Annotated in this window: 14 protein-coding genes; 5 read left to right on the plus strand and 9 right to left on the minus strand. The window is 67.0% G+C overall.

All coding sequences use genetic code 11. From position 1 onward, the window contains the following. Positions 1-11: 11 nt before the first annotated feature. From C463_RS12315 to C463_RS12340, 7 genes are all read right to left on the minus strand, one after another. Entirely contained in the window at positions 12-2,066 is a 2,055-nt protein-coding gene (locus tag C463_RS12315) for a DEAD/DEAH box helicase (protein WP_008444243.1), read from the minus strand. A 132-nt stretch (positions 2,067-2,198) separates the two neighbouring features. Continuing rightward, on the minus strand, positions 2,199-2,729 hold the full coding sequence (locus C463_RS12320; protein ID WP_008444245.1) for a 50S ribosomal protein L16: 531 nt from the start codon (positions 2,727-2,729) through the stop codon (positions 2,199-2,201). Positions 2,730-2,853: 124 nt separating this feature from the next. Next, positions 2,854-3,669 carry an endonuclease NucS gene (gene nucS, locus C463_RS12325; RefSeq protein WP_008444246.1) on the minus strand — a complete coding sequence of 272 codons (816 nt, stop codon included), beginning with the start codon at positions 3,667-3,669 and terminating at the stop codon, positions 2,854-2,856. 53 nt (positions 3,670-3,722) lie between these two features. Further along, a complete protein-coding gene (locus tag C463_RS19255) occupies positions 3,723-3,872 on the minus strand; it encodes a hypothetical protein (protein WP_167539451.1) in 150 nt (49 codons plus the stop codon). 70 nt (positions 3,873-3,942) lie between these two features. Then, positions 3,943-5,232 carry an adenosylhomocysteinase gene (locus tag C463_RS12330; protein ID WP_008444248.1) on the minus strand — a complete coding sequence of 430 codons (1,290 nt, stop codon included), beginning with the start codon at positions 5,230-5,232 and terminating at the stop codon, positions 3,943-3,945. Between the two features lie 107 nt (positions 5,233-5,339). Beyond that, on the minus strand, positions 5,340-6,446 hold the full coding sequence (locus C463_RS12335; RefSeq protein ID WP_049905912.1) for a hypothetical protein: 1,107 nt from the start codon (positions 6,444-6,446) through the stop codon (positions 5,340-5,342). A 737-nt stretch (positions 6,447-7,183) separates the two neighbouring features. Beyond that, on the minus strand, positions 7,184-8,503 hold the full coding sequence (locus C463_RS12340) for an amidohydrolase (protein ID WP_008444252.1): 1,320 nt from the start codon (positions 8,501-8,503) through the stop codon (positions 7,184-7,186). Positions 8,504-8,641: 138 nt separating this feature from the next. Here C463_RS12340 and C463_RS12345 point away from each other — a divergent pair, with 138 nt between their 5' ends. The 3 genes from C463_RS12345 (at position 8,642) to C463_RS12355 (ending at position 11,677) form a co-directional block, all read left to right on the plus strand. Beyond that, positions 8,642-9,850 (plus strand): LEA type 2 family protein, encoded by a 1,209-nt coding sequence (locus C463_RS12345; protein ID WP_008444254.1) that lies wholly within the window; start codon positions 8,642-8,644, stop codon positions 9,848-9,850. Positions 9,851-9,927: 77 nt separating this feature from the next. Then, positions 9,928-10,272 (plus strand): dihydroneopterin aldolase family protein, encoded by a 345-nt coding sequence (locus C463_RS12350; RefSeq protein WP_008444256.1) that lies wholly within the window; start codon positions 9,928-9,930, stop codon positions 10,270-10,272. Positions 10,273-10,441: 169 nt separating this feature from the next. After that, positions 10,442-11,677: an aminotransferase-like domain-containing protein gene (locus C463_RS12355; protein ID WP_008444257.1), complete on the plus strand. Its 1,236-nt coding sequence runs from the start codon at positions 10,442-10,444 to the stop codon at positions 11,675-11,677. A 19-nt stretch (positions 11,678-11,696) separates the two neighbouring features. Here C463_RS12355 and C463_RS12360 read toward each other — a convergent pair whose 3' ends face one another. Both C463_RS12360 and C463_RS12365 read right to left on the minus strand, forming a co-directional pair. Continuing rightward, a complete protein-coding gene (locus C463_RS12360) occupies positions 11,697-12,698 on the minus strand; it encodes a D-2-hydroxyacid dehydrogenase (protein ID WP_008444258.1) in 1,002 nt (333 codons plus the stop codon). A gap of 131 nt (positions 12,699-12,829) precedes the next feature. Next, complete coding sequence (locus tag C463_RS12365; RefSeq protein ID WP_008444259.1) at positions 12,830-13,897, minus strand: ABC transporter ATP-binding protein; 1,068 nt, start codon at positions 13,895-13,897, stop codon at positions 12,830-12,832. Positions 13,898-14,271: 374 nt separating this feature from the next. Here C463_RS12365 and C463_RS12370 point away from each other — a divergent pair, with 374 nt between their 5' ends. Next, the gene (locus C463_RS12370; RefSeq protein ID WP_049905897.1) at positions 14,272-15,306 is read left to right on the plus strand and encodes an ABC transporter substrate-binding protein; all 1,035 of its coding nucleotides are present in this window, start codon (positions 14,272-14,274) and stop codon (positions 15,304-15,306) included. Between the two features lie 7 nt (positions 15,307-15,313). After that, on the plus strand, positions 15,314-16,219 hold the full coding sequence (locus C463_RS12375) for an ABC transporter permease (protein WP_008444261.1): 906 nt from the start codon (positions 15,314-15,316) through the stop codon (positions 16,217-16,219). Position 16,220: the final 1 nt, after the last annotated feature.

The raw sequence follows: 16,220 nt of genomic DNA on the forward strand, positions 1-16,220 counted from the left end.
TTGCGCCGCGCTCACTCCTCGTCGTCGCGGCGTTCGAGGTCGGCGACGATGTCGTAGGGGTCCGTCCCCTTCCGCACCGAGTCGAGGATGAAGAACGCCTCGTCGGGCGCGAGGAAGTGTCTGGTGACGCCGCGGCCAAGCGGCGTCGGCTCGAACCCGTCGATGAAGTTCCACTCCAACAGCTTCCCGAGCGCGTGCTTCGTCGGCACCTCGCCGATCATGCGGTCGTTGAGGCGCTTGGCCTTCTTGCCGGCGACGACGACGTTCGCCAGCGTCTCCTCCGCGGCGGCGGTCTCGTCGTAGTGCGTCGCCACGTCCTCCATCTCGCCTTTCAGCAGGGTGAACGCCACCTCGTCTTCCGTGCGGTCCATCGAGCCGTGGTAAACGCCGTCTGGCTCGACGAGGAGGTAGACGCGGCCGCGGTCGTGGTAGTCCGGGCGCCCGGCACGGCCGAGCATCTGCGAGAACTCTTGGACGGAGAGCCACTCGATCCCCATCGCCAGCGAGTCGAAGATCACCTGCGAGGCCGGGAAGTCGACCCCGGCCGCCAGCGCCGCGGTGGTGACGACCGCCGAGAGGTCCTGATTGCCGAACTGCCGTTCGACCTTCTTCCGGCGCCCGTAGTCGAGGCCGGCGTGGTACGGCGCGGAGTCGTACCGCAGTTTGCGGCTGATCTCGTGGCAGCGCCGCCGCGAGTTGGTGAAGATGATCGTCTGCCCCCGGTACCCCTTCGACGACTTCGTGTCGAACTCGCGTTTCACGAGCTTGTCGGCGATCTGCGCCTTCTCGCGGCTGTCCGCGAACGTGACGTGGCGCTCGATGGGGACCGGGCGCTCCTCGTACTCGATGAGCGTCGCCCGGAGCCGCTCGGCGAGCCACTCGGGGTTCCCGACCGTCGCCGAGAGGTAGACGAACTGGGTGCCGTCGTAGCCCGCGTGGGTCTCCATCCGGTCCTCGCTGTAGTACTTCAGCCGGGAGATGAGCCCGTCGAGGCGGTGGCCGCGCTCGCCCTCCTTCAGGGTGTGGACCTCGTCGATGACGACCGTCCCGACGTCTCCGAGGTCCTTCCCGGTCCGGAGCGCGTGGTCGATCCCCTCGTAGGTGCCGACGATCACGTCGGCGTGCGGGTCGAAGCGGTTGCCGTCGTCGTTCACCCGCGAGGAGCCGACGCGGATGGAGACGTCGAGCAGGTCGCCGTAGCGGTCCTCGAAGTCCTCGTGCTTCTGGTTGGCGAGCGCGACGAGCGGGACGAGGAAGAGGAGCTTCCCGTCCCCCTTCAGCGCGCGGTCGATCCCGGTCAGCTCGCCGACGAGCGTCTTCCCCGTCGCGGTCGCGCTCACGACGAGCTGGTCGTCGCCGTTGAGCAGCCCGTTCCGCACGGAGAGGCTCTGGACCGGGAGCAGCTCCTCGAAGCGGCCCTGGAGGTGTGAAGACAGGTCCGGGTGGAGGTCCAGGTCCTCGGTCCGGACCGGGGAGACGTCGTCGACGTTCGCCGACACCTCGTCGTACTTCGTGAGGTCGGGGTCGAGCCCGCCTTGGAGGAGGCTCACGATCCGGTCGAGGTCGCCCGACTCGTACAGGAGTTCCTCCAGCCGCTCCTCGGCCGCGCCCGTGAACTCGCCCTTGTACGATAGCTCGCGCTCCAACTCCCGGCGGGCGCAGTCGCGGCAGATCAGCTCGCCGTTGTGATCGATCGCGTCCTCCGAGGTGATCGGCCCGTACCGCCCGTCGCTCGCGCAGCGCCGACAGGTCCGGACCGCGGTCGCCTCCAGCTGGTAGCCGTCGAGCATCGCCTTCAGCCGCGCCCGGTTCTCGGGCGTGGTCTGCTCGGAGATGCGGATCCGGCCGGCCGCGCGGGCGAGGTCGACGAACTCGTCCGGCTGGCGCGGGTGGTCCTCGCCGTCGCGGATCACCCGGAACTTCCCCGGACGCGGCCCCGCGGAGGTCTCCTTGAGCTCGAGCCGCCCGCGGAGCACGCGCTTGCCGTCGCGGTTCGCGACGACGGTGTAGTCGCTCCGCGCCTCGTGGAGGAACAGCGTCTCGACCTCAGCCAACTGCTGTGACACTGCCGTTCGGTACGCGAGGGAGGTATTTCAGGAGTTCGGCTCGCCGAGCGGCGCCGGCGTCGGGCGCGCGGCGCCGCGGCTACGGGACGCGAACGCGCGGAAAAGAACCCGCCTCACGGACGGGGAGGGTCGTTACGAGACGAGGAGCTTCTCGCCGCGGTCGACCGTGATCCGACACGGCGGCGAGAGCTTGTTGTACGCGCGGCGGAACGCCTCCTTCACGACGGCGGCCTGCTCGACGTCGCAGTAGGCCGTGAAGACGACGTCGTCCTTGCTGAGCCGCGCGGCGGTGCCGACGGGCTTGCCGAACGCCTGCCGCATTCCGTCGGAAACGCGGTCCGCGCCCGCGCCGGTCGCCTGCTTGTTCTCCCGGATGACCTGGTGGGGGAATTTGCGGAGAGTCATCTTATAGTTGCCCTCGCCGAGCTCCTTGATCAGGTGGCGGTTCGCCGAGAGGCGCGCGCTCTCCAGCGAGCCGTGTCGCACCTGAAGCTCTTCCTCGACGCGGAGGCTGATCTGGACGGGGTAGTCGTCCGGCTCCGCGGAGAGGTCGCCCATGTTGTGCTGGGCAATCTTCGAGCCGGGGATGCCCGTGATGTACTCGCGGCGGGTGTACGACGGCTTGTCGATCGTCCGATACATAGAGGCGGGTTTGTCAGACATGGCTACTTGTCCGATGTAGCCCGCGCTGCGGCGATAAACCCTTCGATAGCGAGGCGTCCGCCCCGGTTCGTCGGGAAATCAACGCCGGCGATCTGTTGGTCATCGCCACGCGTTGCCACGCCGATCACTCCGACGGCGTCGGTTCGAGCGCGACGTGGTCGAACCCGCGGTCCGCGAGCCGCTCCGCGGCGCGGTCGGTGACCGACGGCGCGACGAGGATCCCGCGCACGGCCGGCGAGTCGTCCCGAGTGGTCTCCTCGTCGTCGGTCTCGCCGTCGTCGCCCCCGTCGCTGGCGGTTTCGTCGTCGGTCTCGCCGTCGCTCGCCTCGACCCCCAGTTCCTCGCGGAGCGCCCGGACGTATCGCGCCAGCTGTCCCACGGCGTCCGGGCCGACCCGGCGGCGCTTCAGTTCGACGACGACCGGCGTCCCGTCGGCGTCGACGCCGAAGATGTCCATCGGGCCGGCGCTGGACGGGCGTTCGGTCTCGCGGGGCTCGAACCCGGGCTCGACGAGGTCGGGGCGCTCCAAAATTCGGGTTCGGAGGTCCTCCTCGCTGCCGTGGAGCGTGAGGTCTCGGCCGCCCGTCACGGCCATCGCCGAGAGCTGGTGAACGCCCGAAAAGCGGACCGTCAGGGTCTCGTCGGGGCTGCTCCTCGTCGAACGCACGCGGAGCCGGCCCTCGCGCACCGCGGCGCGGTGTTCCGACCCCGGCGGCTGCCAGTTGACCGGCTGGCGCCCCTCGTCGGTGTGGACGAGGGCCGCGCCGTCGGGCTTCAACACGAGGAGGCGGTCGCCGGCGCCCAGGTCCGAGGCCGCCCGCCCCTCGTACGAGACCGTACAGCGGCCGAACAGGCTGACGAGGTCCCCGCGCTCGAAGGCGTCCTCCAGCTCCCAGAGGGCCTCGCGGTGGCTCGGGTCATGGACGCTTGTGACTGTCACTGGCTCTCGTACGCGGTCGCGGCTGAAAAAGGGCGCGAGCGGTGTGTGCCGTCTCAGTTGCCCCGTCGCGACACGACGATGCCGGCGACGAAGAGGACCGCGCCGAGCGCGAACGCGGCGATGCGAAGCGTCATGTCCGAGACGAGGATTCCGGCCAACACCGAGACACCGAATCCGGAGTGTAACACCGCGGTGAGATTCATACGTTCGGTACGGTCGCGCGGCACAAAAGCGGGTCGAACCGGCGCGATCGGGGGCCGCCCTCGGGCCGAGTCAGGTCCCGTGCTCCCAGCTCCCCATGTACTCGCGCTGCTCGTCGCTGAGGTCGTCGTACTCGACGCCCTCGGCGGCGAGCTTGATGTCCGCGACCTCGCGGTCGAGTTCGTCGGGCACGTCGTGGACGCCGGCGTCGTACGCGTCGCCGTTCGCAGCCAGTTCGCGGACGACGACCGCCTGGACGCCGAAGCTCTGGTCCATCACCTCGACCGGGTGGCCGAGCGCGATGGGCGCGGCGAGGTTGACGAGCCGTCCCTCCGCGATGACGTTCAGGACGCGACCGTCGGGCATCTCGTACCCCTCGACGCCGTCGCGGACCTCGTAGCGGTCGACCGCGAGGCCGTCGAGCTCGTCGAGGTTGACCTCCACGTCGAAGTGGCCGGCGTTCGCGAGGAGGACACCGTCCTGCATCTCCCCGAAGTGCTCGCGGGTGATCACGTCGCGGTTGCCCGTCGTCGTGATGAACACGTCGCCCTTCTTCGCGGCCTGCTTCATCGGGAGTACCTCGTACCCCTCCATGTGGGCTTCGAGAGCCTTCCGCGGGTCGACCTCGCAGACGATGACGTTCGCGTTCTGGCCGGACGCCTTCTTCGCGACGCCCTTCCCGCACTGGCCGTAGCCGCCGACGACGACGTTCTTGCCGGCCCACGAGAGGTTCGTCGTCATCGCGATGGTCGCGAGCGACGACTCGCCCGTGCCGTGGACGTTGTCGAACAGCTGCTTCATCGGCGTGTCGTTGACGGCGAAGACCGGGTAGTGGAGCTCGCCGTCGGCGTCCATCGCGCGCAGGCGGTCGACGCCCGTGGTCGTCTCCTCGGCGCCGCCGATTATGGAGTCGATCAGATCGGGGTACTCCTCGTGGACGAGTTTCACCATGTCCATCCCGTCGTCGACGGTGATGGTCGGCTCGTGGGCGATACAGGCGTGCATCGCGTCGTAGTACTCCTCGTCGCCGACGCCGCGGACCGCGTAGGAGGTGATCGACTCGTGGGCGTCGAGCGCGGCCGACACGTCGTCGTGCGTCGAGAGCGGGTTACACCCGGTGATCGCGACCTCGGCGCCGCCCTCGGCGAGCAGTTCGACGAGGTTCGCCGTCTTCGCCTCGACGTGCATCGCCATCGCGATCGTCTCGCCGGCGAGCGGCTGCTCGTCGACGAACTCCTCGCGGAGGGCGTTCAGGATCGGCATGTGCTGGAGCGCCCAGTCCATCTTCCGGCGCCCCTCCTCTCGGGCCGCTTCGACGTCCGAGAGGTGCTGTGACACCGGCGGATACGCGGTTTCGCTCATACCTCTCGGTTCGCTCACGGCGCACTAAACCCTGCCGACACCGGAGTGCGCTCGGAAAACAAAAAACCGAACGTCAGCGACCGTCGCTCCCGTCACCGACCGCGTCGTCAGTTACCGCCCGGGCCGCCCGCGTGGTCCGGCGGGCCCTGCTCGCCGTCCTCTTCGTCGTCCTCGTCGTCATCTTCCCCGTCCTCCTCTTCGGCTTCGTCCTTGTCCGCGTCGTCCTCTTCCGCTTCGTCTTCTTCAGCGTCGTCGTCCTCGGTTTCGTCCTCGTCCGCGTCGTCGTCCTCACCGTCCTCTTCGGATTCGTCGTCAGCGTCGTCCTCACCGTCCTCCGCGTCGTCGCCGGCGTGGTCTGGCGGGCCCTGCTCGCCGTCGGGACCGACGCCGTCCGGCGCGTTACCGGGCGCGTCGGTCTTGTTCTCCGCGTCCTCGTCGTCGGCGTCGTCGGGGCCACCGGGGCCGCCGGCGTGGTCCGGCGCGTTACCGGGGTTGTTCTCGGTCACGAAGTCTGAGACGGCGGCGCCGATGCCGCCCTCGCGGTTCTCGAGCCCCTCGATGAAGTCCTGGACGAGCTGGCCGAACGGCTGCGCCTCGGCCTCGTCGTCTTCCTCTTCGGCGGTCAGCTCGATCGTCTCGGAGACGCTCTCGTTCTCGTACTCGGCCGTGACGTTCACCGTCACGTCCGCCTCGGCGGCGGGCAGCGTCACCGTGCCGTTGGCGTCCGTCTCGTAGTCGCCCTCGCCGGCGTAGGAGGCGTTCTCGTCGGCGGTCGTGACGTTCACCGAGGCGTTCTCGACGGCGGTGTCGTTGTCCGTCACCGTGACGACGGGCTCGCCGCCGGTGTTCTCGACGTCGAGTTCGAGGCCGTCGGGCGCCTCCAGATCGACCGTCGTCGAGGCGGTGTCGTTACCCGCGGCGGCCGTGATATCGACCGTCACGTCCTCCTCGGGGGCGGAGAGGTCGACGGTGCCGTTGGCGTCCGTCTCGTACTCGCCCGCTCCCGCGTACGACTCGTTCTCGGTGTCGACCACGCTCACTACCACCGAAGCGTTCTCGACGGCGGTGTCGTTCTCGGTCACCGTGACCGTCGCTGTGCCGTCCGCGTCCTGCTCGACGCCCACTTCGAGGTGGCCGTCGGCGGCCGCAACGCCGGTCATCGCGCCGAGCGCGACGACCGCGACCAGTAGGATCGCTGTGATGTGTTCGCTCATGTCCACTCGGGTCCACCCCCTGTTATCGGATAAGAAGCGAAGTCCCTTAACGCGGTTTAATTCGGTTTGTATCCGGGTTAACGGCGCTGAAACAGCTATTCTGTCTATCTGGCGTTCGACCGCGGATCTGCCCGCGATCGAACCCGGATTTACCCCCGATTTCGGGTCGCCCGTCGCTCGCGCGCGACACGTTCGCGCAGGTTCACTTCGAGTCGTTCTCGCAGAGAACATCTTCAAATGCCTAGCCGCTCGCCTATGAACAGTTGACCGAAGATCGACCGAGAACGCCTCCAAAGCCCCAGTCGCGAGGCGGGCGCACGCTCGCTGCGCGCCTCGGTCGCTCGTTTCACTCGCTCCTTGCGGTGCTTTCGTCGCCTGCGTCCGCCTCGCGACTGCCCCTTTGAGTCCCGCCCCTCCGGAAGACGTTCCTGCTCGCTTCGCTGCGCGGGCTGCGACTTCCGTGCTCCCGCTCGCTTCGCTCGCGGGAACGCACNGAGTCCCGCCCCTCCGGAAGACGTTCCTGCTCGCTTCGCTGCGCGGGCTGCGACTTCCGTGCTCCCGCTCGCTTCGCTCGCGGGAACGCACAGCACCGCAACCTCACACCTCCCCAGCCTCGTCGCTGGCACCCTCCGCTTCGCTCCGGGGCCAGCGACTCCCTCGCACGCGCTCCTCGTGGCCTGTCGGCCACTCGGAGGCGCGCGCCACCGCGGATCTATTTATAACCAGCTGCGCATCCGCTACGCCGGTTCGACGCGGTCGACGAGGTCGCTCGCGGCGTCCGCGGCGCGCTCCTGAACCGCCTCGGCGTCCAGCGTCAGCACCTCGCGGTCGCGCATGAGGATCCGGCCGTCGCAGACGGTGTGGCGCACGTCGCTCCCGCCGGCCGCGTACGCGAGGTGCGAGACGGGGTCGTGGACCGGCGTCAGGTGCGGTGCGTCGAGGTCGACAACCGCGAGGTCGGCGGCCGCGCCAGCCTCGATCCGGCCGCCGGGGAGCCCGAGAGCGTCCGCGCCCCCCCGCGTCGCCATCTCCACGACGGCGCCGGCGGGGACCGCGCTCGCGTCGTCCGCGGCCAGTTTCCCGAGCATGGCGGCGTCGCGCATCTCGTCGAACACGTCGAGGTCGTTGTTCGAGGCCGCCCCGTCGGTGCCGAGCGCGACAGTCACGCCCGCCTCGCGGAGCCGTTGAACCGGCGCCATCCCGCTGGCGAGCTTCATGTTCGAGGCCGGGCAGTGGACGACCGCGGTCCCCGACCCGGCGAGCCGGTCGATCTCCGAGTCGTCGACGTGGACGCCGTGCGCGAAGAAGTCGTCCGGACCGAGCGCGTCGAGGTCGTCGGCGTACGCCATCGGTCGCTCACCGCGCTCGTCGACGATGGGGGCGACCTCGTCGGTCGTCTCGTTCGCGTGGAGGTGGACGGGCACGCCCGCCTCGCGCGCCTCCGCGACGCCCTCGCGGAGGAACGCCTCGCCGACCGTCGTCAGCGAGTGCGGCATGAACGCGGTCCGGATCCGGCCGTCCGCCGCGCCGTCGAGCTCGCGGGCGACAGCGAGGCTCTCCTCGACGTCCGCGCGGGCGTCCGCGTCGCCTTTCCCGACCGTGACGACGCCGTGCCCGAGCCGCGCGCGCAGCCCCGCGCGGTCGACGGCGTCCGCGACGCGCTCCATCGCGAAGTACATGTCCGCGAACGCGGTCGTCCCCGACCGGATCATCTCCAGCGCGCCGAGTTCCGCGCCCGCCTCGACGTCGGCGGGCGTCAGTTCGGCCTCCGCCGGCCAGATGTCCTCGCGGAGCCACGGGTCGAGCGGCTTGTCGTCCGCGTACCCGCGGAGCAGCGTCATCGCGACGTGCGTGTGGGCGTTGACGAGCCCCGGGATCACGAGCGACCCCGACGCGTCGAGCGTCTCGGCGGCCCCCTCGCCGACCGCCTCGTCGACCTCGTCCGGCGACCCCACGGCCCGAATCGTCCCCTCGTCGCGGTCGACCGCGACGTCCGCCCGCTCGACCCGGCCGTCGGGCCGGAGCACTCGTCCGCCGCTGACGCGGAGGTAGTTCATGTCCGCCCGTTCCGCCCGCCGCACCAAACGCCTTCGGTTCCTCGTTCCCGCACGTCGACCGCGGTCGGCGACCGATTCGCTCGTCGACGCCGCTTCCCCGAGCGACACGACTTTATCCGCCGATCGAATCAGGCCGGTATGGCTCTGAAGGGCATCGTTTCGGCGCTCACCGCGGGGAAGCTCCGGATCGCGCTCGTCGGACTGCTCGTCGTCGCCGCCGCGGTCGGCGGGGCGTTCGCCCTCGGCGTCCTCGGCGTCCCGAGCGTCGCCGCCGTGAACAACTCCTTCGGCGACGTGACGAACGAGACGACGGTCGTCGAGACCGACTTGGTCGTCTCGAACCCGAACCCCATCGGGATCGGCCTCGACGGCGTCTCGGTCAACTACACCGTCTCGATGAACGACGTCGAGATGGCCCGCGGCGGCCGCGAGGGCGTCAGCGTCGCGTCCGGCAACTCCTCGCTCGCGTTCGAGACGGAACTGGACAACGACGCGATCCCGCCGTGGTGGACCAGCCACGTCCGCAACGGCGAGCGGACGACCGTCGCGATAGACGCCCGGGTCACCTCCGACCTCCTCGGTCGAGGCACGAACCTCACCCGCACCCGCGAGATAGAGACGGACCTCATCGGCGCGTTCACCTCCGAGGAGACCCGCCCGGTGAACGCCGACGCGCCGCTGGTCGACGACCCGGTCCTCTACGTCAACGAGACGCGGGGGCGCTGGGGGACCGTGAGCGAGGCCGAGACGCCGATCGAGATGGAGTTCGACGTGTACAACCCCAACCTCGAACCGTACGTGGTCTCCGAGATCGGCTACGACGTCACGATGAACGGCGTCGAGATGGGGTCCGGCTCGACCGAGGAAGAGTACGTCATCCCCTCGTACGGCTCCGAGACGGTCGAACTGTCGGCCGCGCTCCGCAACGAACGCCTCGACGACTGGTGGGTGACCCACCTCAACGAGTCGGACAATGGCCACCAGGTGAGTGACCTCCAGATCGAGTTCTACGCGGTGGTCGAACTCCCCGGCGGCGAGTCGGTCACCGTCCCGCTGGACGCGCTGACCTACGAGGAGACGATCGAGACCGACATCTTCGACGAGGGGATCGACCGGGGCGAGGAGGCCGACGACGGAAACACGACCGACTCGGACGGCTCGGGAGACGGAACGAGCGACGACGGAACCACGACCGACGACGGCGGGACGAGCGACGGAGATACGAGCGACGGCAACACGGGCGACGACGGTACCTCCGACGACAACACCACTAACGGCGACAACACGACCGACGACGATTCCGGAGACGACGACGGCGGACTGCTCCCGTTGGCCGTCGACCGATAACCGCGGTCCGCCTCCCCCGGCTCGTTCCGCCCGCTTCCCGTCCGAACCTTCTTGCCCGCCCGCGGCCGCGTTCCGCCATGGCAACCGACGCCCAGCAGGCGTGTTTCGAGGCGGGGATCAAGTTCGGCTCGCTGTACCACCAGTTCGCCGGCACCCCCGTCAGCCCGTCGAGCACGCGGAGCCTTGAGGCGGCGATGGCGGAATCGATCGAGAACCAGCCTTTCTGCGAGTCGGTGACCGTCGCCATCCGCGACGACCGCGTCGCCGACGCGATCGACCATGAGAACGACTACACCGAGCTCACGGGCTCGTTGATGGACGTCGAGATGCGGATCGAACACGAGGGCGTCACCGTCCACACACGGATGACGATGACCGACGGCTACCCTCTGATGGAGATAGTCTCGATCGGCGACGACTGATCGGCGGCGTGCGTCCATCACGCGATCGACGATGATCTCTTAAGAACGATCAGTATTGGCGAGCATAAATTACTAACAGGGTAGCCATATTGTTAATATGTAGTTGTTTTGGATCCTATCTGCCCCATAGATTTATGTTTCGGACACTATTGTAAACAGACGAAATCGAATGCGCGAACCCGACCAGTCGGACGGGCTCGATCACCTATTCACCGAGACCGTTCAAGAGACGATGGACAGCTCCGTATACGGGGCGTGGCGGGGAATCCGTGACCCTGAGGCCGTCCCACTGAGCTTCGGCTTCCCCTATCCGGACTCGTTCCCTAACGGAGAGCTGGTGTCGGCGGCGAAATCCCTCTTCGACGCCGAAGGCGACTGTGCGCTCCAATACGGCGGCGGCGAGTACGCCGACGCCCTCCCGGAGGTGATCGTCGATCGAGCCCGCGATCGGGGGATCGACTGTACGACCGAGAAGATCCACCTGACGAACGGCGCGACGAACGCGATCGACACGGTGTGTCAGACCTTTCTCGACCAAGGCGATACGGTGTTCGTCGAGTCCCCCACGTTCATGGGCGCGCTGCGCCTCCTCCGTAACTACGGCGTCGACATCGAGGGCGTCGACATGGACGAGTCGGGGCTCGATGTCGAGGCGCTCGCCGACGACCTCGCCGCGCGCGAGGCGGCCGGCGAGCCGCTGCCGAAGCTCCTGTACACCATCCCGAACTTCCATAATCCGACCGGCGTGACCCTCTCCGCGGAGCGCCGCGAGCGCCTGCTCGAGTTGGCGGTGCGGTACGACTTCTTAGTCCTTGAGGACGACCCGTACGGACAGCTCCGGTACGACGGCGCCGAGCCGCCGCCGATCAAGGCACTCGACGAGACCGGCCGAGCGATCCGGGTCAACACCTTCTCGAAGACCATCGCTCCGGGCGTCCGGACCGGGTGGATCATCGCCGCTCCGTCCTTCGTCAAGCAGTTCGACCGGATCAACGCGGGCGGGGAGCCGAGCTTCACCCGCGGCCTCATCGCTCGCTACGCCGAGGACGGCCGGCTCGACCGGGCGGTCGGGGAGCTGTCAGCGGGGTACCGCGAGCGGCGCGATCGGATGTTAGAGAGTCTCGACGAACGGATGCCTCCGGGGACAACGTGGAGCGAACCGGACGGAGGTTTCTTTGTCTGGGTGGAGTTCCCAGAAGGAGTCGACGCCGAGGGAATGCTCCACGACGCCATCGACGAGGGCGTGGCGTACCTCCCGGGGTCGTTCTTCTACCACGAAGAGGGAGGGACGCGCAACGCGCGACTGTCGTTCAGTCACGCCTCGCCCGCCGAGATCGACGAAGGGATCGCGGCGTTGGCAGCCGCGGTCCGTGCCGAGGCGCCCACGATCGAGGCGGGCGACTGAGCCCTCCTCGACCCATCTATCAGACGATCCGGTTCCGGAGGGCCTCGAGGTCGCCGGCGGCGTAGCGCCGGTAGTTCTCCTCGAACAGCGACCCGACTCGGTCGGCGTACTTCGGAGTCGATCCCGCCATATGTGGAGTTATCACGGCGTTCGGTAGGTCCCACAGTGGCGATTCCGGCGGGAGGGGCTCCTCCTCGAACACGTCGAGGGCGGCCCCGCGGATGCGGTTCTGTTGGAGGGCGGTCTCGAGCGCCGCCTCCTCGACGACCTCCCCGCGGGCGACGTTCGCGAGCACCGCGTCGGACCGCATCGACATGAACTCTTCGGCGCCGATCAGCCCGCGCGTCGCCTCGACGAGCGGACAGGCGAGGACGAGATAGTCCGAACGGGCGAGCAGTTCCGTGAGTCGGTCGGGCGGATACGCCTCGTCGACGACGTCGGGGGCCGTCTCGGGCGTGCGTTTCGTGCCGATCACCTCCATGTCGAACGCCGAGGCCAACTCTGCGACGCGCGTGCCGATGGCGCCGACGCCGACAATCCCGAGGGTCTTTCCGCTGAGCTCGCCCGCGGAGTACCGCCGCCAGACGCCGTCGCGCTCCTGTCTGCGGATCCCCTTATGAATCCGGCGTTCGAAGACCAGCAGGTAGCCGAGCACCTGCTCGGCGATCGGTTCGGCCGCGACGCCGGCGGCGTTCGTCACCGCGACCTCCCGCTCCGCGAGCGTCTCGAGGTCGTACGAGTCGACTCCGGAGTTAAGCGTCTGTATCCAGTTCGGCGCCGTTCCGTCGGGGAGTTCCTCGCTGACCGATCGGATCGTCAAGACGATGTCCACGTCGCCGACGGCCGCGTGGGACTCCTCCGCGGTCGTCGCCGTCTCGACCCGATCGCCCGACGGGAGCGCCCCGTCGACTCGGGAACGCAACCGTTCAACGAAGTCGTCGCCGAAGACGGCCGAGACGCTGTGGTGGAGCAACACGTTCGTCTCCCCGGAGTCGGTGGCCGCGTCGATGCGTTCGTTCATGCGAGTTCGATACGTCCGTTCGGATCGGGAGTGATGTCTGCGTTCACGTTCGGTGTTCTGGAATTCGGAGCGCCCGGTCGACGACCGACCCGTCGACCGTCGCGGGTCGCGCGGCCGGCCGAACCGGACGGCTACTTGGCGTACACGCTCACCGCGTCGGGATTGAGATCAACCGAGACCTCTCCGGAGTCGGGGACGTTCGCCCGACCTTGAACGGCGACGTCGAGGTTGGGGAGCGACTCGTCGTGGGGTTCGATCACGAGGTTCGTCCGTTCCCCGTGGAAGTAGTGGTTGACGACCGTGCCGTCGATGGCGCCGGCGCCCGGCTCCGTGACCTCTACCTCTTCGGGTCGAATGGACGCGACCACGTCGCCGTTCGCGGACGCGTCGCCGAGTTCGACGGTCACCTCGCTTCCGGCGTCGAGCTCGAGCCGCGGCGGGTGCGTCGTGTTCTCGACGACGCCGTCGAGAAGGTTCGTGTCGCCGATGAAATCGGCGACGAACGCGGTCGCCGGCTCGCGATAGATCTCCTTGGGCGTCCCGATCTGTTCGATCTGCCCGTCGTTCATCACCGCGAGGCGATCGGACATGCTCATCGCCACGTCCTGATCGTGTGTCACGTAGAAGAACGTGCTCTCGACGCGGTCGTGGATCTCCTGTAGCTCGACCTGCATCTGTTGGCGCAGTTTGCGGTCGAGACTCGAGAGCGGCTCGTCCAACAGCAGGATGTCCGGTTCGTTCACCAGCGCACGCGCGATGGCCACGCGCTGTTGCTGTCCCCCCGAGAGGTCCTGGGGTTTCCGATCTCCGTATCCGGAGAGGTCCACGATGTCGAGATACCTCTCGACGAGCCGCTCGCGTTCGTCGGCGTCGACGCCCTCCTTCTTCAGTCCGTACCCGACATTCTCGGCCACGGTCATGTGCGGGAACAGCGAGAGGCCCTGAAACACCAGGTTCGTGCTCCGCTTGTTCGGCGGCCGGTGGACGACGTGTTCGCCCTCGATGCGGATCGAGCCGTCGGTCGGCGTCTCGAAGCCGCTTATCATCCGCAGCGTGGTCGTCTTCCCGCACCCGGACGGCCCGAGAAGCGAGAAGAACTCACCGCGTTGGAGGTCGATGTCGATCCCGTCGACGGCGGTCGTGTCACCGAACTCCTTACGGATGCCGTCGAGCTGTACTGCCGTCGTTGGTGTCGTCATATCCCGACCGTCCAGACCACGACTATTCAAGCTTTCTTCCAATTAGATGGCATATTCCCAATACTGTATACACATTCTCGGTCCTTATATATGTAAATAGGCACAATAATTCGGATAAAAACAGTGATCGTTGGATTCTTGTGCGTTTCCTCTGTCTCGCGGCCGAGAGCGGGTTCTTCACGGTGCCGAATAGAATATGATGATCGATCCATGAATACGTTAGGAATATAACGTTCAGAAGTATATTAAGACAATATCTCAATGAACATGTATTACTCAGAGTAGATTTATTACACAGAAGCAGAAGTCGATTCACGACGATGGTACACAGACGGCAATTCATCAAAGCGGCAGGCGCGACCGGCGTTACGGGTATGGCAGGGCTGTCCGGGTGTATGGGCGGTGGCGGATCGACGACGGTCTCGATTCTGACGTGGACCGGATACGACGCGGTCAACGATCAGGTCGAGGAGGCACTCGACGGCGTCGAGCTGGAGATCTCGATCGCCGACGGCTCCGCGAACATGTTCTCCACGGTGAACGCGGGAGGGGGCGAACAGTACGACATCGTCATCCCGAACAACGAGTACGTCCCGCGGTTCATCGACGCCGACCTGGCGGCGCCGGTGGACATGGACATTATGACAAACTTCGACGCGCTGTATCCCACGTTCCAGAGCGCGGCGGAGGGACAGTTCTCCGACGGTGAGGACGTCTACGGGATGCCAGTCCAGTTCGGGTGGTACGCGTACGGCTACGACAGTTCGAAGCTCCCGGAGGACCACGAGCACTCCTACGACGTCCTCTTCAGCGAGGAGTACGAAGGCGTGGACCTCACCGGCGCCATCACGCTGTACGACGGCTACTACAAGTCGATCATGGCGACGGGGCTCGCGCTCGGCTACACCGATGCGTTCGAGGGCGACACCGTCTCGTTCACCGAGGAGCAGCTCACGACGATCGAGGAGACGCTGATCGATTTCAAGCCGAACCTCCTCGGGTTCGTCCACGACGAGGAGACGCTCACACAGGACTATCAGAACGGAAACATCGTCGCGTCGTTCGCGAACCGGAGCACCCACGTGGGGATCATGAACGACGTCGACAGCGTGGAGTTCTCCCAGCCGAAAGAAGAGGAGCTCACCTGGTTCGAGGGGGCCGTCGTCACAGCCGGCTCCTCGAACAAGGAGGCCGCCTTCCAGGTGTTGAACGAGTACATCTCCCCCGAGACCGGCGCGGCGCTCTCGGAGAACCGGAACATCATGAACACCTCGCAGGACGCGATGGACAACATCGAAGCGGAGGCGCTCCAGATCGAACCGGGCGTGCTCGACGGAATGATCCCGTTCAAGCCCGCCGAGAAGGACGACCAGTGGATCGAGATGTTCGAACGGATCAAGAACGCGTGAGCGCACGATGAGCAGCTTCAAAAAACTCGACGACGCGTTCGGAGGGCGGAGCGAACGGGCGAAACTCGCGCTCATGGCGGGGCCAGGAGTCGGATGGCTGCTCACGCTGATACTGGCCCCGGCGGCGTTCCTCGTGATGGTGAGCTTCGCCGAGATCAATAGCTCGTACGACGTGGTGTGGTCCTTCTCGGTGTCGAACTACAGAGAGCTGTTCATCGGGGAGAGTGGGCTGTTCCAGACCCCGTTCGTCGACTCCTTTATCCTCTCTCTGCGCATTTCGGCCGTCACCACGTTCCTGACCGTCGTCCTCGCGTACCCGGTCGCGTACCTGCTCACGCGGCTCTCCGGGCGGCGGTTCAAGATCCTGCTGTTCGCGGTCTTGGTTCCGTTCTTCACCATCTTCATCGTGCGCATCTACTCGTGGCTCTCCCTGTTCGGCAGCCAGGGGCTGATCAACAACGCGCTGGTCGCGATGCCCTTCATCTCCGAACCGGTCGGGGCCTTCGAGTACGGGGAACTGGCGGTGATCATCTCGCTCACCCACGCCTTCTTCCCGTACATGCTGCTGACGCTGTACTCGAGCCTAGAAGGGATCGACTACGGCGTCATCGAGGCGTCGCGTGACCTCGGAGCGACGCGGCTGGAGATCGCGAAGGACGTCGTGGTCCCGCTGTCGGCACAGGGACTCATCACCGGGTGCGTCTTCGTGTTCGTCCCGGCGCTCGGAACGTTCATTACGCCGCAGTTCCTCGCCCGGGGGAAGTTCCTCATGATCGCCGAGGTGCTCACGGGCAGAATAAACGAGCTGTACGCGATCAACTACGGGGCGGCGGGGTCGCTGTTCCTCATCATCCCGACGATCATCGCGTTCGCGATCGTGATGCGTACCACCAGCCTGGAGGCGATGGGGTGAC

The organism is Halorubrum californiense DSM 19288 (assembly GCF_000336875.1).
GTDB lineage: Archaea > Halobacteriota > Halobacteria > Halobacteriales > Haloferacaceae > Halorubrum > Halorubrum californiense.